This is a genomic window from Acinetobacter schindleri (genome assembly GCF_010918895.1).
GTDB classification, from domain to species: Bacteria; Pseudomonadota; Gammaproteobacteria; order Pseudomonadales; family Moraxellaceae; genus Acinetobacter; species Acinetobacter schindleri.
In genome coordinates, this window is sequence record NZ_CP044483.1 from 624563 (window position 1) to 645493 (window position 20931).

At 43.2% G+C, this 20931-nt stretch carries 18 protein-coding genes; 7 read left to right on the plus strand and 11 right to left on the minus strand.

Annotation, left to right across the window (positions count from 1 at the left end):
* Positions 1-112: 112 nt before the first annotated feature.
* The 3 genes from FSC11_RS03105 to FSC11_RS03115 form a co-directional block, all read right to left on the minus strand.
* A complete protein-coding gene (locus FSC11_RS03105) occupies positions 113-2245 on the minus strand; it encodes a 3-hydroxyacyl-CoA dehydrogenase NAD-binding domain-containing protein (protein WP_163165098.1) in 2133 nt (710 codons plus the stop codon).
* A 10-nt stretch (positions 2246-2255) separates the two neighbouring features.
* The gene (locus FSC11_RS03110) at positions 2256-3461 is read right to left on the minus strand and encodes an acetyl-CoA C-acetyltransferase (protein ID WP_163165100.1); all 1206 of its coding nucleotides are present in this window, start codon (positions 3459-3461) and stop codon (positions 2256-2258) included.
* Positions 3462-3681: 220 nt separating this feature from the next.
* Positions 3682-4692 carry an AraC family transcriptional regulator gene (locus tag FSC11_RS03115; protein ID WP_004814497.1) on the minus strand — a complete coding sequence of 337 codons (1011 nt, stop codon included), beginning with the start codon at positions 4690-4692 and terminating at the stop codon, positions 3682-3684.
* Positions 4693-4904: 212 nt separating this feature from the next.
* On the opposite strand from FSC11_RS03115, the gene FSC11_RS03120 reads away from it, so the two are divergent.
* The 3 genes from FSC11_RS03120 (at position 4905) to FSC11_RS03130 (ending at position 8404) form a co-directional block, all read left to right on the plus strand.
* A complete protein-coding gene (locus FSC11_RS03120) occupies positions 4905-6026 on the plus strand; it encodes a CaiB/BaiF CoA transferase family protein (RefSeq protein ID WP_163165102.1) in 1122 nt (373 codons plus the stop codon).
* 256 nt (positions 6027-6282) lie between these two features.
* A complete protein-coding gene (locus tag FSC11_RS03125; RefSeq protein ID WP_163165104.1) occupies positions 6283-7926 on the plus strand; it encodes a nitrite/sulfite reductase in 1644 nt (547 codons plus the stop codon).
* Positions 7919-8404: a DUF934 domain-containing protein gene (locus FSC11_RS03130; RefSeq protein ID WP_163165105.1), complete on the plus strand. Its 486-nt coding sequence runs from the start codon at positions 7919-7921 to the stop codon at positions 8402-8404. The genes FSC11_RS03125 and FSC11_RS03130 overlap by 8 nt, the downstream gene beginning before the upstream one ends.
* A gap of 43 nt (positions 8405-8447) precedes the next feature.
* Here FSC11_RS03130 and FSC11_RS03135 read toward each other — a convergent pair whose 3' ends face one another.
* The 3 genes from FSC11_RS03135 to FSC11_RS03145 all read right to left on the minus strand — a co-directional run bounded on the left by FSC11_RS03135 (position 8448) and on the right by FSC11_RS03145 (position 10981).
* A complete protein-coding gene (locus FSC11_RS03135) occupies positions 8448-8909 on the minus strand; it encodes a VOC family protein (RefSeq protein ID WP_163165107.1) in 462 nt (153 codons plus the stop codon).
* Positions 8910-9172: 263 nt separating this feature from the next.
* On the minus strand, positions 9173-10348 hold the full coding sequence (locus FSC11_RS03140) for a thiolase family protein (protein ID WP_163165110.1): 1176 nt from the start codon (positions 10346-10348) through the stop codon (positions 9173-9175).
* 111 nt (positions 10349-10459) lie between these two features.
* A complete protein-coding gene (locus tag FSC11_RS03145) occupies positions 10460-10981 on the minus strand; it encodes a GspH/FimT family pseudopilin (protein WP_163165112.1) in 522 nt (173 codons plus the stop codon).
* Positions 10982-11353: 372 nt separating this feature from the next.
* Here FSC11_RS03145 and omp38 point away from each other — a divergent pair, with 372 nt between their 5' ends.
* Positions 11354-12424, plus strand: a complete 1071-nt coding sequence (omp38, locus tag FSC11_RS03150) for an outer membrane protein Omp38 (RefSeq protein ID WP_163165114.1) — start codon at positions 11354-11356, stop codon at positions 12422-12424.
* A gap of 108 nt (positions 12425-12532) precedes the next feature.
* Complete coding sequence (locus FSC11_RS03155; protein ID WP_163165116.1) at positions 12533-13066, plus strand: peptidase C39; 534 nt, start codon at positions 12533-12535, stop codon at positions 13064-13066.
* Between the two features lie 45 nt (positions 13067-13111).
* Here the strand turns inward: FSC11_RS03155 and FSC11_RS03160 are convergent, their stop codons facing one another.
* The 3 genes from FSC11_RS03160 to FSC11_RS03170 form a co-directional block, all read right to left on the minus strand.
* Positions 13112-14575, minus strand: a complete 1464-nt coding sequence (locus tag FSC11_RS03160) for an amino acid permease (RefSeq protein ID WP_163165118.1) — start codon at positions 14573-14575, stop codon at positions 13112-13114.
* Complete coding sequence (locus FSC11_RS03165) at positions 14575-15609, minus strand: methyltransferase (protein WP_004814512.1); 1035 nt, start codon at positions 15607-15609, stop codon at positions 14575-14577. The genes FSC11_RS03160 and FSC11_RS03165 overlap by 1 nt, the downstream gene beginning before the upstream one ends.
* A 65-nt stretch (positions 15610-15674) precedes the next feature.
* Positions 15675-17045 carry a uracil-xanthine permease family protein gene (locus tag FSC11_RS03170; protein WP_004814515.1) on the minus strand — a complete coding sequence of 457 codons (1371 nt, stop codon included), beginning with the start codon at positions 17043-17045 and terminating at the stop codon, positions 15675-15677.
* A gap of 162 nt (positions 17046-17207) precedes the next feature.
* Between FSC11_RS03170 and typA the strand changes: the two genes are divergently transcribed.
* Positions 17208-19043 (plus strand): translational GTPase TypA, encoded by a 1836-nt coding sequence (gene typA / locus FSC11_RS03175; protein WP_163165121.1) that lies wholly within the window; start codon positions 17208-17210, stop codon positions 19041-19043.
* Positions 19044-19216: 173 nt separating this feature from the next.
* Complete coding sequence (gene mscL / locus FSC11_RS03180) at positions 19217-19654, plus strand: large conductance mechanosensitive channel protein MscL (protein ID WP_004891580.1); 438 nt, start codon at positions 19217-19219, stop codon at positions 19652-19654.
* Between the two features lie 107 nt (positions 19655-19761).
* Here the strand turns inward: mscL and FSC11_RS03185 are convergent, their stop codons facing one another.
* Together FSC11_RS03185 and mutM are read right to left on the minus strand one after the other, a co-directional pair.
* On the minus strand, positions 19762-20046 hold the full coding sequence (locus FSC11_RS03185) for a peptidylprolyl isomerase (RefSeq protein WP_163165123.1): 285 nt from the start codon (positions 20044-20046) through the stop codon (positions 19762-19764).
* Positions 20046-20903 carry a bifunctional DNA-formamidopyrimidine glycosylase/DNA-(apurinic or apyrimidinic site) lyase gene (mutM, locus tag FSC11_RS03190; protein ID WP_163165125.1) on the minus strand — a complete coding sequence of 286 codons (858 nt, stop codon included), beginning with the start codon at positions 20901-20903 and terminating at the stop codon, positions 20046-20048. The genes FSC11_RS03185 and mutM overlap by 1 nt, the downstream gene beginning before the upstream one ends.
* Between the last annotated feature and the right edge of the window lie 28 nt (positions 20904-20931).

Here is a 20931-nt window from a genome sequence, read left to right on the forward strand (position 1 = left end):
ACATAGATTGGCTGAAAAGCAGACTGGATTTGCACTGTAAAATATGATCATTTTTTCAGTAGACTTATAAAAAGAGGAGCTGAACGCTCCTCTTTATTCTGTGCGAATTAGATTAGAAAGTTTCAGCAGCAGAAACCTTATTTTTTAACAGTGCCGGTGCTTTAAAGCGTTCACCATATTTTTTTTCCAGTACATTGGCACGTGCCAAGGCCTTCGCCAGTCCATACTGATTTAAATATTGCACTGCACCACCGGTCCAGGCAGGGAAGCCAATGCCAAAGATCGAGCCAATATTACCTTCTACGGTTGACTGCAACACACCTTCCTCCAGACAACGTACGGTATCCAGCGCTTGCACAAACAGGAAGCGTTCAATCATCTCCTGCTCAGAAATCTCGGTATTTTTATTCCAGTGACTGAGGCCTGACCAGAGTTGTTTTTTCCCACCTTCAGGATAGTCATAAAAGCCCGCGCCAGCTGCCTTTCCTTTGCGATTAAACTGGTGAATCATGGTTTGAATGACTGCATCGGCAGGTGAGGCCTGACGTTCTTTACCTTCTGCCTGAAGTGCCTTGCGCGTTTCATTGCTAACATGCTCGGTCAGGGTTAAGGACACTTCATCCTGAACTGCCAATGGACCAACGGGCATACCGGCTTTTAAAGCAGCTATTTCAATACATGCTGGATGCACACCTTCTGACAGCAGACGCAAACCTTCTTGTACAAAAGTGCCAAAGACACGACTAGTAAAGAAACCACGACTATCATTCACGACGATTGGCAACTTGCCGATCTGCTGCACGAAATCAAAAGCTTTGGCGAGGGTTTCGTCTGAGGTATTTTGCCCCCTGATGATTTCTACCAGCTGCATTTTATCCACCGGACTAAAGAAATGCAGACCGATAAATTTATCTTGATCCTTACTTGCCTGTGCCAGATTGCTAATTGGTAAGGTCGAAGTATTTGATGCCATTACGCCGTCGGCAGCCAGATATTGTTCTGCTTCCTGAGTCACCTGAGCTTTCAGTTCCTGATTTTCAAAGACCGCTTCGATGATCAGGTCACAGCCCGTCAAATCTTCTGTGTTTGCAGTGGGATGAATCAGATTTAAAATCTGTTCGTGCTGTCCAGCTGTAAGTCGACCTTGACTGACTTTCTTGTCCAGCAGTTTCTGGCTATAGGCTTTGCCTTTTTCAGCAGCTTCGATCGAGATATCTTTTAGAACGACCTGAATACCTCTGCTGGCGGTGACATAAGCAATTCCAGCGCCCATCATCCCTGCACCCAAAATCCCAACTTTCTTGGCTTGCCAGTTGGCAAAATCTTTCGGGCGATGAACCCCGGATTTAATACTGTTCATGCCATGCCAGAAAGTGCCGATAATGTTTTTCGATATCTGACCGGTCGCCAGATAGGTGAAATAACGGGATTCAATACGGAGGGCTGTATCGACATCGACCTGCGCACCTTCAACTGCTGCAGACATAATCGCTTCAGGTGCTGGATAACAAGCTTTGGTTTTATCACGTAGCATCGCAGGAGCAATTGCCAGCATTTGTGCCACTGCTGGAGTGGATGGTGAGCCGCCTGGAATCTTGTAGCCTTTTTCATCAAAAGGTTGTACGGATTTAGGATGGGCTTTAATCCATACAATTGCTTTTTCCAGCAGCTCATCAGGGCTATCAGCCGTGTCATGAATCAAGCCCAATGCTTTGGCTTTTTCTACACCGAGCTGCTTACCTTCCATCAATAAAGGAAGGGCAGTTTGTAAACCCAGCAAACGAACAGAACGGACTATACCACCACCACCGGGTAGCAGACCTAAAGTCACTTCAGGTAAACCAAATTTGCTTTTCGGATCATTCAAGGCAATCCGGTGATGGGCACACAGGGCGATTTCCCAGCCACCGCCAAGTGCGGTACCGTTCAAGGCTGCAACCACCGGAATACCACGGGTTTCGATATAGCGAAGCTGTGCTTTCATCTCTTCAATCATGTTGAAGAATTCAGTGGCATGTTCTGGTGTAGCTTGAATCAGTTCATCCAGATCACCACCAGCGAAAAAGGTCTTTTTGGCTGAACGGAAAATAATTCCGGAAATTTCATCATCTACTTTAAGCCTATCGACAACTTCGCTAAGTGCAGTGCGAAAGTCGGCATTCATGGTGTTAGCAGACTGGTTTGGAGAGTCAAAAGTCAGAACAACAATATTGTCCGCTGTTTTTTCAAATTGAATGGCGCTCATGGTTCTCTCCTTAAACCAGTTCAATAATGGTGGCAATACCCATGCCGCCACCGACGCATAAAGTTGCTAATCCACGTTTTTTACCTTGGCGTTCCAGCTCATCTAACAAAGTACCGAGAATCATGGCACCGGTTGCGCCGAGTGGATGGCCCATCGCAATGGCACCACCGTTAACATTGACTTTGGCTGGATCAACGTTGAGCTCTTTAATAAAGCGCATAACGACTGCGGCAAAGGCTTCATTGACCTCAAACAGGTCAATATCATCAATGCTGAGACCAGCTTTAGCCAAAGCTTTACGTGCAGCCGGAGCAGGACCGGTGAGCATAATGGTTGGATCAGCGCCTACCAGAGCCGTTGACAAGACTTTGGCACGCGGTTTCAGGTTCTGCTCTTTAACAGCCTGTTCTGAGGCCAGCAGGACCAACGCAGCACCATCCACGATGCCAGAAGAATTTCCCGCATGGTGCACATGATTGACTGTACCGACTTCTGGATATTTTTGCAGGGCAATTGCATCAAAGCCCATCTGTCCCATGGTGGCAAAGCTTGGGTTGAGTTTACTGAGTGTTCCAATAGTCGTATTCGGTTTAATGAACTCATCTTTATCCAGAATCACCACACCGGCTTTATCTTTAACTGACACAATCGATTTATCAAAATAACCACTGGCCTGAGCTGTTGCCGCTTTTTTCTGGGACTGTTCTGCAAAGCTATCTACATCATCACGGGTATAACCATCAATGGTCGCGATCAGGTCGGCACCAATGCCTTGAGGAATAAAGTCACAAGCCATATTGGTTTCAGGATCGAGCGCCCAAGGGCCGCCATCCGAACCCATCGGTACGCGGGACATGGATTCGACTCCACCCGCAACCACTAAATCTTCCCAGCCTGAACGAACTTTTTGTGCAGCCATATTGACTGCTTCCAGACCAGAAGCGCAGAAACGGTTAATCTGTACACCAGCCACATCGTTATCCCAACCCGCTGCAATTGCTGCAGTTTTGGCAATATCAGCACCTTGGTCACCAATCGGGGTGACACAGCCTAAGACAATGTCATCAACCTTGGAGGTATCTAAGGAATGACGCTCTTTCAGTTCATTGAGCAGGGTAGTGAGTAAACTGATCGGTTTGACTTCATATAAGGATCCGTCCTTTTTTCCCTTGCCACGTGGTGTGCGAATGGCATCGATAATATAGGCCTCGCTCATACAATTTCCCTTTTTTGAATGAATAAGATTTGTTCTAATCATTTTGAGTGTAATGATTCTTTAGCTAAGCGCAATGACGAGAACGAACCAGGTCATTTGAGCAATCTGGTCAATGGCGATGATTCAAAAAAAGATCAGACAAAAAAATGCCCAAGTCTGGAGCTTGGGCATGAACTGAGATTAGCAAAAGAGCTAATATTGAATATGAAGAGGATGTGGCTTAATGGTAACCATGTAATTGGCGATATAAACCTGGTGTTACACCGGTCCATTTTTTGAAGGCACGATGGAAGGTGCTGGTTTCACTAAAACCAACTTGCTGCGCGACATCTTCCAGGGTTAAATCTGGATTTAACAAGAGGTGAATCGCAGCATCTCGACGCAGTGCATCTTTAACGCCTTGATAACTCTTGCCTTCCGCAGCCAGACGACGACGTAAAGTTTGTGGAGATAGATATAGCATGGAAGCGACATCATTCAGCGTCGGCATTTCTTCGCCGATCTGGCTCTTCAGTACATCACGAATACGGGAGGTTAGAGAGTTGGTATTTTTGAATTTTACCAACAGTTGAGCAGGTGCAGCTTTCAGGAACTCTTCCAAGGTTTCTTCATTCTGACGGATTGGTAAATCGAGATAATCTGCTGCAAAAGTAATTTCAGTACGCGGCGCATCAAACTGCATCACGGGTGCGAAGAATAATGCATCATATTCATCCGCATGATTTGGACGTGGATAGCTGAAATGTACACGTTCTAATGGAAGGCGGCGTTCAATCAACCAGGAAGCCAGACCATGCCAGATCATTAGCATGCTTTCAGTAATGAAATGATCCGGGTCCATCTCTTTTGGAATTTGAGGGACTAAACGTGCTTCATGCTTGTCACGTTCCAGTGTCACCGCCCAGTCATCGCCAAACAGCTTGTAGAACTGGGAAGAAAGTTCCAGCGCATCACCTAAAGTTTTAGCGTGGATGATCAGCTGACACATGATTGCAAATGTGCCCAGACGGCGAGGCTGTTTGTCAAAGCCGACATGCTCGTCCTGTGTCACCATCCACAGCATTTTAATAAAACGGGTATATTGTTCTGGCGAGATACGGGCCTTAGGCTGATGCAGAAGTTCAGCTTCAATACCAACATGAGACAATAACGTATCGACGTCCATGCCGAGACGCTTCACGCCGTAGAGTGCAGCGTTAACGAAATGGATACTGATCGTATCGCGACTCATGTTTAATCCTTCAGTCTCTTTGATGTTCACTAATGCTTGACCTAATTGACAACAAATAATAAATCAATGGCAATTTACAAAATCGGATTTGCCATTTGTTACATATTAAATTGCCGAAATGATCAAGGTAAATGGCTGAACATGACATTGTTTTTGTGTGTTTATGTTTCTAATATGCATAAAAAACCATCATAAATAGAGTAATTATTCTAATGTCTTATGCATTAAAAGGATTGAAAGTCCTCGATTTTTCTACACTTTTACCTGGTCCTTTTGCCACCATGTACTTGGCAGACCTCGGTGCTGAGGTTGTGCATATTGAATCACTAACACGTCCTGACCTGTTGCGATTAGTGCCACCATACGCACATGGACAGGCAACTGCACACAATTATTTGAATCGTAACAAACAATCTATCACGCTGGATCTTAAAAATCGTGACTGTATCGAACAGATCAAAACCAGGATTTCGGAATATGACATCGTGGTTGAACAGTTCCGTCCCGGCGTAATGCAGCGTTTGGGACTGGATTACGCCACCTTGGCTGAAATCAATCCGCGACTTATTTATTGTTCCATTACTGGCTATGGGCAAACTGGTTCTTATAAAGATAAGGCCGGGCATGACATTAATTACTTGGCCTTATCCGGAATTGCCGGACATAGCGGTCGGGTTCAGGGTGGTCCACCGGCTTTAGGTATTCAGGTCGCTGATGTTGCTGGCGGTTCCATGCATGCGATTATCGCTATCCTGGCAGCGGTGATTGAGCGCCAGCGTAGCGGAATGGGACAGTATATTGATATTTCCATGACCGATTGTGCGGTGACCTTAAATAATATGGCAGCCGCCGCCAGTCTGGCAGCAGGTGTGCATGCCCAACCGGAATCGGGGCATCTCAATGGCGGCACTTTTTATGATTATTACCAAACTCAAGATGGACGTTATCTTTCTATTGGCAGCTTGGAGCCACAATTTATGCAGGGTTTGGCACAGGCATTGCAGTTACCAGTTCTGTTAGAAAAAGGTTTATCCTTAGATGCTCAAGACCAGAAAGAAGTGAAAGCAGCAATTCAAGAGAAAATTCGCAGTAAAACTCTGAATGAGTGGCAGACTATATTTGCTACTTTAGATGTGTGTGTGGAGCCGGTATTACACCTGGATGAAGCCTTAACTTCACAACTGGCACAAGAGCGGGGCTGGGTGGTGCATGTTCCAGTCAAAGCAGGGGAACAGGAGACTGAGCCACAGCTGGCCTGTCCAATCAAATTTTCCCGTTCTAGCTCACGCTATGATTTTATGGGACAGGCACTAGGTGAATCTGAACAGTGGTAAGTTTTTAGATTTTTTAATGATTATTTATTAATCAGCAGAGGTGAGCTGCTTTTATATGAAAATAAATGCTAAAGATTTAAAAAATAAATCATTATTCGTTGAAAAGGAGTTTTGCTCGACAAATCCTTTAAATCACTGAATTTCTGGTAGGCTTATCAATAAAATCGCTATGAAATATGTATAAAAAGCATTTTATTGATAGTTTTAATCTCGTTATCCTTGCCGACGATATAATAGAAACTACTAGCTGTACGCCATGTATTTATATACTGATTTCGATCAGCAACTGATTAATGAACGTGTTGCACAGTTCCGTGACCAAACGGAACGTTACTTAGCGGGCAAATTGACGGAAGATGAATACCGTCCGCTCCGCCTTCAAAATGGCCTATATGTACAACGTTATGCGCCAATGCTGCGTGTAGCAGTACCGTATGGTCTGATGAACTCTAAACAGTTACGTAAAATTGCGGAACTGGCAAAAGAATACGACCGTGGTTATGCACACGTATCAACACGTCAAAACTTCCAGTTCAACTGGCCTGCACTGGAAAATGTGCCAGATATGCTGCAAGAATTGGCATCAGTACAAATGCATGCGATTCAGACATCAGGTAACTGTATCCGTAATACGACGACTGACCAATATGCTGGTGTCGTTGCAGGCGAGATTGCAGATCCGCGTCCAACATGTGAATTGATCCGTCAATGGTCTACTTTCCACCCGGAATTTGCTTTCTTGCCACGTAAGTTCAAGATTGCTGTTTCAGCACTGGAAGAGATCGACCGTGCAGCAACTTCATTCCACGATATCGGTGTATATATCGTAAAAAATGAAGCGGGTGAGATGGGCTATAAAATCAAAGTCGGTGGTGGTCTAGGCCGTACACCAATTATTGGTAGCTTTATCCGTGACTTCCTTCCACGTGAAGACCTGATTGCATACCTTGAAGCTGTACTTCGTGTATACAACTTGCATGGTCGTCGTGACAACAAATATAAAGCGCGTATCAAAATCTTAGTAAAAGCACTCACACCTGAAGTATTTGCTGAGAAAGTAGAAGCGGAATTTGCACATACCATTAAAACATTGAAAATCGATGCTGAAACCTTGGCAAAAATGGATGAGAACTTCACGCCATTTGCTTATCAAGATTATGCAGATGAAGATTTCTCTGAACAGTTCGCGGCGCATCCGAAATTCAAGCAATGGTTCAATATCAATACCAATGCACACAAGGTGAAAGGCTATCGTATCGTTACGATTTCACTGAAACGTGCAGGTGTGGCTCCTGGTGATGTAACCACTGAAGAGATGAACCTGATTGCAGATCTTGCAGACAAGTATACTTTTGGTGAATTACGCACGACTCATGAGCAAAATATTGCCCTTGTTGATGTCCCACAAAAAGACCTGTTCGAATTGTGGACGATCCTGGAACAAAACAATCTGGCACGCGCTCACATCGGCTTCTTGACGGACATCATTTGCTGCCCGGGCGGTGACTTCTGTTCATTGGCAAATGCAAAATCAATTCCGATTTCTGAAGCAATTTCACGTCGTTTTGATGATCTGGATACGATTTATAACCTTGGCAAAATCGACCTGAATATTTCAGGTTGTATGAATGCCTGTGGTCATCACCACGTCGGTAATATTGGTATCTTGGGTGTAGACAAAAAAGGTGCTGAATTCTACCAAATCACTTTAGGTGGTAATGCAGACCATGATGCATCGATTGGTGACATTCTTGGTCCATCATTTGCTGCTGACGTAGTGCCGGATATCATCGAAGAAATCCTGAATACTTATCTTGACCTGCGTCAGGAAGGTGAAGAATTTATCGATACCTATCGTCGTGTAGGCATCCAACCATTCAAGGAGCGTGCATATGCTTAATACCGCACTACAAGTGCTCTCTAAAGATGGCACGATTGCAGACAATACTTACCAGTTGATGGGTGCAGATGGCGTATTGCCACAAGGTGATGTGGTTCTGACTGTTGAACAGTTAGATCAAATTGCCAATGTTTCGGGCAAAAAAGCACTGTACTTAACGGTAGATGCTTCTCCTGAGACCAATGAATTTCCACTGGATCAACTTGATGCAATCTTTATCGAGTTTGCAGGCTTTAACGATGGTCGCGGATATTCATTTGCAGCGTTACTTCGTCGTCAAGGTTTCCAAGGTGAACTGCGTGCAACAGGTGATGTATTTAAAGACGTACTAAACTATATGAAGCGTTCAGGTTTCGATACTTTCGTGATTAAAGAAGGTAAAGATATTCAGGAAGCGGCAGCAGGTTTAAACGATTTTAGCAATCCGTACCAGGCATCCACAGCTGTGCCAAAACCGAACTATCAGACTGGAGCTTAATCCGTCTTCAGTTAAAAGCCTCCAAATGGAGGCTTTTTTATTTCTAGAAATTTGGACTACGTTCTTCTAATAGACAGTTAATCATCCACTGCACACCAAACTGATCGGTACAGGCACCGTAAAGTGCGCCCCAAAAAGTTTTTTCCAAAGGTATTTCAATTTGACCCTTGGCAGATAAAGCCTCAAACAGTCGTTGAGCTTCGGCTTGTTCACTGGCACTTAAAATAATTGCAATATAATGATTGGTCCCTTTGGTAAAAGTAGGGGAGCTAGGGCTGTATAGCTTTTCATTAATATCTGATCCCATTAATTCAGTATATTCATTGATAGGAAGTGAAATATGCAAAATCTGGCTTCTATCCGTATCGGAGAGGTCAATGCCCTCTTGTCCGGGCATATCACCATAACGGCTCAAATTGGAAAATTCACCACCAAACACTGAACGATAAAAAGTAAAAGCGGCTTCAGTTTCACCCTGGAAGTTGAGATAGTGATTAAATCGCATGGAGGTTTCCTTTTTCTTGTTTTGATTCTCTCTAATCTACTCCTTGCAACGTGTCTGATTGATAAAGAAGCTTTATGAAAATGTAAGTAAGGGAATTCTTCTATTGATAGGGTAATCAAGACAAAAATAATTTTTAGTTTAAGACCTGGTTTTAAATGATTGTTCGATTAATGCTTTAGTAGTCATCATTAAAGCCAGATTTTGGATTAATAAAAAAAAAGAGGGCTCTAAAAGCCCTCTTCAGTCGTTTGACTTTTTGAAAATTAGATTAGCTCAATCGCGACTGCAGTTGCTTCACCACCACCGATACATAGAGCTGCAACACCTTTCTTGCCGCCAGTGCGCTTTAAAGCATGGATCAAGGTCAGGATAATACGAGAACCTGTAGAACCCACTGGATGACCTAGTGCACAAGCACCACCATTAATATTGACTTTTTCAGGATCAAGCTTGAACTCATCCATTGGACACATGGTGACCATGGCAAAGGCTTCATTAATTTCCCAAAGATCTACTTCTTCAGCTGTCCAGCCTGCTTTATCCAGTACTTTCTGAATAGCACCAACAGGAGCAATTGTAAACTCGGATGGATGCTGAGAGTTTGACGCGTAGGCAACAATTTTTGCTAATGGGTTTAAACATTGAGCTGCTGCATTGTCAGCAGAAGTTAAAACCAATGCAGAGGCACCATCAGAAATAGAGCTGGCATTCGCTGCAGTAATGGTACCATCTTTGGCAAAAGCAGGACGTAATGTTGGGATTTTATCAATATTGGCATTGAATGGCTGTTCGTCTTTATCAACCACTACATCACCTTTACGGGTGGAAACAGTGACTGGCACAATTTCATCTGCAAAGTAGCCTTCATTGACCGCAGTTTGTGCACGTTTTAATGAACGGATAGCGAAATCATCCATCTGTTCACGCGTATAACCTTTGGTATTTGCCATATCTTGGGCAAAAGAACCCATTAGGCGACCAGTTTCTGCATCTTCTAAACCGTCCAGGAACATATGGTCTTTAATTTCACCATGGCCCATACGAAAGCCGCCACGTGCTTTAGGTAATACATAAGGCGCATTGGTCATGGATTCCATGCCACCAGCAACTACATAAGTTGCAGAACCGGCCTTGATCATGTCAGCAGCTTGCATCACGGCTTTCATGCCTGAACCACAAAGCTTATTAATAGTTACAGCACCTGTGCTGTCTGGAAGACCTGCCTTACGCATTGCCTGACGGGCAGGACCCTGTTTTAAACCGGCAGGAAGAACACAACCCATAATGACTTCTTCGATGTCTGTTGGTTGTAAACCTGCACGTGCAATGGCTTCTTTGATCGTGACAGCACCTAGTTCAGGCGCAGTCACACCTGATAAGCTGCCTTGGAAGCCACCCATGGCTGTACGTGCACCATTGACAATTACGATGTCAGTCATTGTTGTATCTCCATATGAGTTTTAGTCTTTTATTCTCGACCTAAGCAGTATATTGAAAAAACTGCAAGATTAAAGCCTCAAAAAAATTGAATCATAAACCGGACAGTTTTCTCAGCATGTATTTAGATTCTCTTTACGCAGATGCCCCATTTTGCTAAGTACAATTTTGTAATAATAGGAATGCTGAAAAGAACAGTAGTAAAAGCTGCCATTGGAGCCAATAGGTAAATTGGTTTGAGCCTGATAGTTGACACTTGAGATACTTAAAGCACCTCTCCAATCCAGCTGTCCATATTTAAGCCTTAGATGATCAACATGCAGTACGGTTTCGCCGGCATCAACCTGTCTATTTTTATTTTGATCGACAAATACCAGCCAGGCATTGCTCCACTGATTTGTTTGACAGGTCGATAGATTTAATGTGGGACAAATCACAATATTCTGCCGTAATACTGCCGATTGACTACGTGCATAGCGATTCACTGCTGTAATCTTCTGATAAATACTGTTAGCTTCTTGTTTTGACTGATATTCTTGAAACAAAGGAACTGCTAGGGTTGTAAGTATTGCAAGAATGGAAATAACAACAATAAGCTCCACAATTGTGAACGCATTATTTCTTTTTATATACATGGTTTAACCTATTTATATATTATTTTTATTTGAAACATGCTATTAATTAGGCGTTTTTTAATGCTTTTTTTTATTTACCTAGTATTTTTGTACTTGAAATAGGAGAAAGCTGTTAAAATTAGGTAAGAGACAATAAGGTATTCACAATAAAAAATTGAGTAAAAATTTACCGAATTACAACGGAAATTGTAAGTAATTTTGTCAATAATTTACTTGATTAGATTAATCAAGCACTTGGAAAATTTATTCAGTGTTTGTATGATTCCCTGTGAATAGCTTAAAAATAAAACTGGGGTAAAAGAAGCCTATCTCAGGAAAGCCAATTTAGGCTTGAGCTTGAACAACAATTTGTTATCTCTGGAGGATAAATCCATGAAAATGAGTCGTATTGCTTTAGCAATGCTTGTAGCTGCTCCTTTAGCTGCTGCAAACGCAGGCGTAACTGTTACTCCATTACTGGTTGGTTACAATTTCGTAGATACTAAACATAACAACACTGGTAAGTTATTTACTGGCGAAAATGCTGAATTCGCAAATTTTGCTGAACTTCAAGACGATTTATTTGTGGGTGCTGCACTTGGTATTGAGCTGACTCCATGGTTAGGTTTTGAGGCTGAATATTCACAAGTAAAAGGTGATGTTGACCTTCGAGTTGGTAGCAGCAATATTGAAACTGATGTAGCTGAATACAAAAAACAGCAAATCGCTGGTAACTTCTATGCGACTTCTGACCTGATTACTAAAAACTACGATAGCAAAATCAAGCCATACGTACTTTTAGGTGCTGGTCACGTTAAGTATGAAATTGATGATGCGGACTGGGAAGAAGAAAGTACAATTGGTAACACGGGTCTAGGTGCTTTCTGGCGCTTAAACGATGCTTTATCTCTACGTACTGAAGCGCGTGCAACTTACAACTTCGACAACGAATTCTGGGATTACACAGCACTTGCTGGTCTGAACGTCGTTCTTGGCGGTCACTTGAAACCTGCTGCGCCAGTTGTAGAAGTTGCTCCAGTTGAGCCAGTTGCTCCAGTTGCTCCAGCTCCACAAGAGTTGACTGAAGACCTGAACATGGAACTTCGTGTATTCTTTGATACAAACAAATCTAACATCAAAGATCAGTACAAACCAGAAATCGCGAAAGTTGCTGAGAAATTGGTTGAATATCCAAACGCAACTGCTCGTATCGAAGGTCACACTGACAACACTGGTCCACGTGCACTGAACGAACGTCTATCTCTTGCTCGTGCTAACTCTGTGAAATCTTCACTAGTTAACGAATACAACGTTGATGCTTCTCGTTTGTCTACTCAAGGTTTCGCTTGGGATCAACCGATTGCTGACAACAACACTAAAGAAGGTCGTGCTATGAACCGTCGTGTATTCGCGACTATTTCTGGTAGCCGTACTGTACTAGCTGAACAACCAGCTGCTCAATAATTCATTATTGAACACTGATTAAAAAAAGCGACTCTCTTATGAGTCGCTTTTTTTATTGCCCTGATTTGACTACACTGCATAGCCCTAAACCTGTTTTTGAGTCTGAGCATGAGTGTGGAACTTCCTGAAGATTTACAAAATCTGGATGCCAATAGTGGCCTCTATGCGATCTGGATGATTTTTCATCACTATGGTATAGATCTGCATATTCCAGATCTGGTACAGCTCACACGCCATAATTCTGAAATGGGAACTTCCAGTATTGCGCTTGCAGTTGCTTTAAAAATACTGGGTTTGGATGTTAATTTTTATACTGAACATGACCCAGATAAGCAGCCAATTGAAATTGAGTTCTATCAACAAGCATATCGTTTACAAATCCCGGTTATAGAACAGCCATTGTCTTATGCAGACATTCAGGAAAATGTAGAAGCTGGACGTTTCGTGATTGTGTTCTACGACACCTTAGAGGGGGTAGGGAATCATTCTTTGGTGTACGAAATCAATAAAAGTGAAATCAGCTTCTTTGACAGTTTTGAGTCCATGCCGAAAGAGGTGTTTGAACAGCAGCGTCGGGTAGAGGGGATTTGTCAGCAAACTATTATCATTGATGATCGAAATTTTGTTATGCGCCACAGTTAATACAATAAAAAAGCAGCCTGAATGGCTGCTTTTTCAGATCAAAAATTATTCATGATCTATTTTCATCGGCTGAACATCCATCTCTTTATAAGAAATGAGTTTGGTATTGTGTTTCCACTTATAACCTAACCAGATCGCCAAGAATAAGAAAATACCAATGTAAGTAGAAAGTACTGCAAGCCATTCACCATTTAGTACTGCCTGATAGTTTTGCCCCAGGACCACAATCGCACACAGCACAAAAGCAAACCATGGCGCAAACGGGAAGAACTTGGCGCGATACGCCAGATCCTCAAGTTTATAACCTTGAGCCAGATATCCTTTACGGAAGCGATAATGAGATATTGCAATACCCAACCATACAATAAATCCACACATACCAGACATATTGAGTAGCCAGTTAAATACTTCCTGTTCACCAATAAATGTTGTCAGAAAACATAATGCTGCGATTGCAGTGGTGGCATATAGTGCATTCATTGGCACACCGCGCGCATCCAGACGACCAAACAATTTTGGTGCACTGCCTTTACGTGCCATATCAAACAGCATACGAGTAGAGGAGTACATGCCCGAGTTACCCGCAGACAGAATTGCAGTCAAAATCACTGCATTCATCACACTGGCAGCAAAAGCGAAACCAGCTTGTTCATATAGCAAAGTGAAAGGCGAAAGCGCAATATCTTCACTAGACGCTGCCTGTAAAAGACGTGGATCATCATAAGCAATCAGGGTGCCGATAATGAAAATACACACAATATAGAATAACAGGATACGCCAGAAAATTTGCTTGATTGCTACTGGAATGGTTTTCTGCGGATCTTTAGATTCACCTGCAGCGACACCGACCATTTCAGTCCCTTGGAAGGAGAATCCGGCAATCATTGCCACCCCGATCAGGGCAGATAAGCCACCCACAAATGGTGCTTCACCTTTGGTCCAGTTGGCAAATGTAGCAACCTCAGGAGTTAACATGATTTTTGCAATCATGAAGATACCAATGATGATAAACGCAATAATCGCCAGCACTTTGATTAAGGAGAAGAAAAATTCAGATTCACCAAAGCCTTTTACCGTCAGTGCATTAATCCCGAAGACCACCGCCAGGAACAGGGCACTCCAGTAAAAACCAGGAATGTCTGGAAACCAGAATTTCATGATGAACTGGACTGCGACCAGCTCAAAGGCTACGGTGATTGCCCAGTTATACCAGTAGTTCCAGCCTAAAGCGAAACCAAAACCGCCTTCGACATATTTAGTACCGTAAGTAAAGAAAGCACCTGAAGTCGGATTATGGGTTGCAAGCTCCCCCAAGCTGGTCATCAGGAAGTAAATCATGACACCAATGAGCGCATACGCAAGTAATGCACCACCTGGTCCGGCATTGGCAATAGTTGCACCTGAAGCCAGGAACAAACCTGTACCAATTGATCCACCGATGGCGATCATATTCAGATGACGAGCACTTAGCTTACGCTGCAGCTGTGTGCTGTGTTGAGTTTCGCTCATCATGATTCCTTAACATTTTTTTGAGTGCTGGCGAAAAGCACTTTGAAGCCTTGTTGATCAGTTTTGACGGTGCACTGGCCAAAGCTTTGCTCAATTAAAATCGGGTAATTTAAGAAGCGGTTCGCCACAATCCATAATTCACCACCAGACTTGAGATGACGACGTGAAGTCTTGCACAGATTTTCACTGGCATCATAGTTGGTCTGAATACCCTGATGGAAGGGTGGATTACTGACGATAGCGTGCAAAAATAATGGTGCATCTTCAATCCCGCTCACTGCCTTAATTTCAAGCTGCTCAGGCTCAAGCTGATTTTTCTCAAAAGTCATTTTGGTAGAGGCTAATGCAAAAGCATCTACATCTAAGGCAAAGATACGATTGTTCGGATTGAGCTTGGCAAGATAGGCACTAATGACGCCGGCACCACAGCCAAAGTCGGCAATTTTACCTGAAGTCACTTCAGACAGGTAGGGCAGGAAAACCGCTGTACCGACATCCAGATGATTCTGGCTAAATACACCAGGGAGTGCACAGATTTGTAAATCACCTTTGGGAGTAGAGACGCTATAGGTTTGTGCCCAGTCAGCTAATGCCTTTTTCTCGACGTTGCAGTCTAGTGTCAATTGCCATAATTGGCAATGTCGTGCGCTATCGAGTTTGAGACTTTTACCATAGGGTTGCAGCTGTTTTGCCGCGCGTTCCACGCCACCTTTTTTCTCACCTACCAAAAATACCTGGCTGCCTTGTTTTAGGTAAACCGCTACATTGTGAATCAGGTAATTAAGTAATTCTCTGGATTTTGGAACAAAGATTACAGCCTGATCAAATTCACCTTCAGGAAATTCTGCACCAAAATGTACATTAGCTTGCTGGGCCTGAAAATACAGGTAGTCATTATAATTCCATGTCCATACTGCAGCTTGAATGGATTGATCAAATTCAGCCAGCAGATGATCCGTTGGAGGATTAATCAGCAGTACACGACCCGACAAATAATCATATTGTCTTAATAAAACTTCGCTTTTAGCATCCATAGGAATCTCTCCAATAGAAAAACACTGTCCAAGCTCAACTCAGACAGTGTTTTCTGGACATGAACTTACTTCTTTGTTTCAGGAAGTACAATATTTAGAATCAAGGCCGCAATACCGCCGGTCGCAACACCAGAACTAAAGATATTACGGAATAATTCAGGAAGATGTTCCAGAATCTGTGGAACCTGTGCCACACCCAAGCCTAATGCAAGAGAAATTGCAATGATCAGTAGAGCACGACGGTCTAGGTGAATACCAGACAGAATGTTAATACCAGAGGCAGCGACTGCACCAAACATCACCATCACTGCGCCACCAAGAACAGCTTGAGGAACCGCCTGAATCACGCCAGCCACTGCTGGAAGTAAACCCAGAATGACTAAAAGTGCTGCAATCCAGATGCCGACATAACGGCTCGCTACACCAGTCAATTGAATCACACCGTTATTTTGTGCAAATACAGAACTTGGGAATGTATTGAATAAACCCGCAAGTAAAGAGTTTGCACCATTCACTAATACGCCACCTTTAATACGCTTCATCCAGGTCGGGCCATCGACTGGCTGGTTAGAGAGTTTAGATGTTGCAGTAATGTCACCAATCGCTTCTAGTGAAGTCACCAAATAAATAAACGCCATTGGAATGAATAAGCTCCAAGAGAAGCTTAATCCAAAATGCATTGGTGTCGGGATCTGAACCAGTGGGGCATCTTTTAAGCCTTCAAAGTTCAGGTGACCCATAAAGCCAGCAAGAATATAACCTACAACCAGTGCGATCAGAATTGCCGAACTTTTTACCCAGGTAATGCGCACACGATTCAGTAAAATAATCAGTGCCAGAACTGTACATGACATGATTAGGTTATCAGCATTAGCAAAGGTTTTATCATTCATGGCCTGATAACCACCACCCATGCTGATTAGGCCTTCTTTAATTAAAGTCAGACCAATCAGTAAAACCACAATCCCTGTTACTAAAGGTGTGATCAGCTTTTTAATCCATGGCAGGATTTGCGATACGCCCATTTCAATAAATGAACCTGCAATCACCACACCAAAGATCGAAGCCATGACAGCTTCTACCGGTGTACCGGCAGCAACCATCGCCGAACCAATACCAATAATTGGACCAATAAAGTTAAAACTGGTGCCTTGAACAATCAGCAAGCCTGCACCAAATGGACCAACTTTTTTGGATTGTAAAAAAGTCGCGATCCCTGAAATTACCAATGACATGGATAAAATCATGTTGGTGTCTTCTTTAGAGACACCAAGTGCCAGACAGATCAGTAGGCCAGGAGTCACAATTGGGACAATAATGGCCAGTAAATGCTGGAATGCTGCTAGAAATGCGATAAATGGTTTAGGGCGATCTTCAAGGCCGTAGACGAGGTCAAGTTGATCTTTGGAAGAAGGAGATTGATTAAAATCAGACATGTGTCAATGCAAATTAAGGCGGGGTGGCGCTATTCTAATCGAGTTACACGTCATTACAAAAGGCATTGGAAAAAAAATTGACGAAGTCAACAAACTGTCACTGTCAAAAGTTTGTATTTTTCTGTATAATTTGCCCTCAAATTTAATACGTATCGAATTTACATGTCAGATATTAAAACTCTCCGTAACATCGCCATTATTGCGCACGTCGATCATGGTAAAACCACTCTTGTAGACAAACTTTTGCAACAATCAGGTGCTCTCGGTGATCGCGCGGGTGAGATCGAGCGTGTCATGGATTCTGGCGCTATTGAAAGTGAACGTGGTATTACCATTCTTGCAAAAAACACTGCAATCAAATGGACTGATGCACGTACTAACACAGAATATCGCATTAACATCGTGGACACCCCGGGACACGCCGACTTCGGTGGTGAAGTTGAACGTGTTCTTTCTATGGTGGACTGCGTATTGCTTCTTGTAGACTCACAAGAAGGTCCAATGCCACAAACTCGTTTCGTAACGCAAAAAGCGTTCGCACGTGGTTTAAAACCAATTGTCATTATCAACAAAGTCGACAAGCCAAGCGCACGTCCTGACTGGGTAATTGACCAAGTATTCGATTTATTCGATAACTTAGGCGGTACTGACGAACAGTTAGACTTCCCGGTTGTATATGCATCTGGTCTTCGTGGTGTAGCGGGCCCTTCTCCTGAAGAACTTGCTGACGACATGACGCCGTTGTTCCAAACAATCGTAGACATCGTTGAACCACCAGCAGTTGACGTTGATGGTCCATTCCAAATGCAAGTGTCTTCACTTGACTATAACAGCTTCGTAGGTGTAATCGGTGTTGGTCGTATCCAACGCGGTTCAGTGAAATTAAACACGCCTGTGACTGTGATCGACAAAGAAGGTAACACTCGTAACGGCCGTATCTTGAAAATCATGGGTTACCATGGTTTAGAGCGTGTTGATGTTGAATCTGCTCAAGCAGGCGACATCGTTTGTATCACTGGTATTGATGCACTAAACATTTCTGACACAATCTGTGATCCGAAAGCAGTTGAAGCACTTCCAGCACTTTCTGTAGACGAGCCTACAGTGTCTATGACTTTCCAGGTAAACAACTCACCGTTTGCTGGTAAAGAAGGTAAATTTGTAACTTCACGTAATATCCGTGAACGTCTTGACCGTGAATTAATCCACAACGTAGCACTTCGTGTTGAAGACACTGACAGTCCAGACCGTTTCAAAGTATCTGGTCGTGGTGAGCTTCACCTTTCAGTTTTAATTGAAAACATGCGTCGTGAAGGCTTTGAAATGGGCGTGTCTCGTCCACAAGTCATCATCAAAGAAATTGAGGGTGAAAAACAAGAGCCATATGAAAACGTAACGTTTGACGTTGAAGAACAGCACCAAGGCGCTGTAATGGAGCAAATGGGTCACCGTAAAGGCGAAATGACCAATATGGAAGTTGACGGTAAAGGCCGTATCCGTATTGAAGCAACTGTACCTTCACGTGGCTTGATCGGTTTCCGTTCAGAATTCCTGACCATGACTTCTGGTACGGGTATCATGACGTCTAGCTTCTCGCATTATGGTCCAATGAAACAAGGTACTGTTGCGAAACGTCAAAACGGTGTACTGATTTCTATGGTTCAAGGTACTTGCCTGGGCTATGCATTGTTTACGCTGCAAGACCGTGGTCGTCTATTCGCTAAACCACAGTTAGAAGTTTATGAAGGCATGATCGTGGGTATTAACTCACGTTCTGATGACATGGTTGTTAACCCAACTAAAGCAAAACAGTTAACCAACGTACGTGCCTCTGGTACTGATGATGCGTTAACACTTGTTCCTGCAATTGAATACACGCTAGAACAAGCGCTTGAATTCATTGAAGATGACGAGCTCGTTGAAGTAACACCGAAGTCAATCCGTATCCGTAAGCGTTACCTGACTGAAAACGAACGTAAACGTAACCGTGCTAAATAAGTTCGATTACTGATACTTCAAAAAACCGCTGACATTGTTCAGCGGTTTTTTTACGTGCCTAGATAAGGTTGAACAGGATTACATAAACCTGATCAATTAGACTTAAATAGAAATATCTAACTCCTGTATAATCTATCGCAAAATTGAAAATTGTATAAGAAACAGGTGACTTTATGAGTATTATTCAAGAATTTAAGGAATTTGCGGTCAAGGGCAATGTCATGGATCTCGCAGTCGGTGTGATCATTGGTGGCGCCTTCGGTAAGATTATTGACTCGATGGTAAAAGATGTCATCATGCCTTTAGTGAGCTGGGTTCTAGGTGGTGATGTCGACTATTCCAACTGGTTTGTTGTATTAGGAGATAATCCAAACAATATAAGCAACCTGGCTGCTGCACAGGCAGCGGGTCTGAATGTCCTTGCTTATGGTAATTTCCTGACGATTCTAATTAACTTCCTGTTATTGGCATGGGTCGTATTCTGGTTAGTAAAACTAATGAACAAACTGCGTCGTAAACAAGAGGTAGACCCAGAGCCAGCAGCAACACCGGAAGATGTTGCATTATTACGTGAAATTCGTGATGAATTAAAAAAACGACCTGAAGCTTAAGCTTTTTTGATCAAAAAAACGGCGCTTCTCGCGCCGTTTTTTATTTCTTAACCTCTCCCTAAAAGAAGAGGGGAAGTCCCCTTTACTTATAGAGGGATTTAGGGGGATTAAAAATCCATTCGGAACTTGATTTCTAGCAAATGAAAACCAAACTGACTTTTCACTGGTCCATGCAAAACACGTTCTGCGGCGGTAAAAACCAGTTTATCAATCACTGGGACCAGCTGGCCTTTTTTCACTTCGCCCAATTCACCACCACGTTTGGCAGAATTACAGGTCGAGTATTGTTTAGCGATCTTGGAAAAATCTGCTCCAGCAAGAATCTTCTTCTTGAGCTGTTCGGCAGTCTCTTTATCCTTGACCAGAATATGACGGACAATGGCTGTCTTCATTACTTTTTACCTCGTACAGCTGCTACTCGTTTGCTGGAAAGCTTTACCTTTCTTAGAGGCTGGCATTCAGGACAATAAACTGATGCGCGCTGTCCCAACTTGATATTTTCCAGCGTGGTTTCACAGTTCACGCACATTTCCCCGGCACGGCCATAAGCCAGCAGCGTCTGCTGGAAATAACCATTTTCTCCCATGGCATTGGTGTAGTCACGTAAGGTCGAACCCCCCAGATCAATCGCCTGTTTTAAAATACGCTTAATTTCGATGACCAGCTTTTCAATCTGCTCAAAACTCAATGTAGAGGCAGGTTGTGCTGGATGAATACCCATATTGAATAGACTTTCAGTTGCATAAATATTGCCTACACCAACGACAACATGGTTATCCATAATTGCAACTTTGGTGCCAACGTTTTTATTTTTTAGTTTTTCAAATAGATATTCGGCATTAAAGGTATCACTCAGTGGCTCAGGCCCAAGCGTATCAATCAGTTTGCTTTGAGATTGTGCATCGAGCCAGAGAATACAGCCAAATCGACGCGGGTCATGATAGCGAAGTTGAATATCTTCAAACTGAATGATCAGATGATCATGCTTACGCAATTCTTCACTCGCTTCACACAGGCGAAAGCTGCCTGACATACCCAGATGCCACAGCATTGTATCCTGTTCAAATTGCGCCAAAATATATTTGGAACGACGCGTAAGTTTAATTAAGCGTTGTCCTTTCAGGCGAGCAATATCATCAGGAATTGGCCAGCGCAGACTGGACTGACGAACTTCAACTTGCAGGACTTGCTGGTCAAGAAGGGGGAGGAGACTGGTTTTGGTAGTTTCAACTTCGGGTAATTCAGGCATAACACTTAGCAGCTAATATCATGACGCT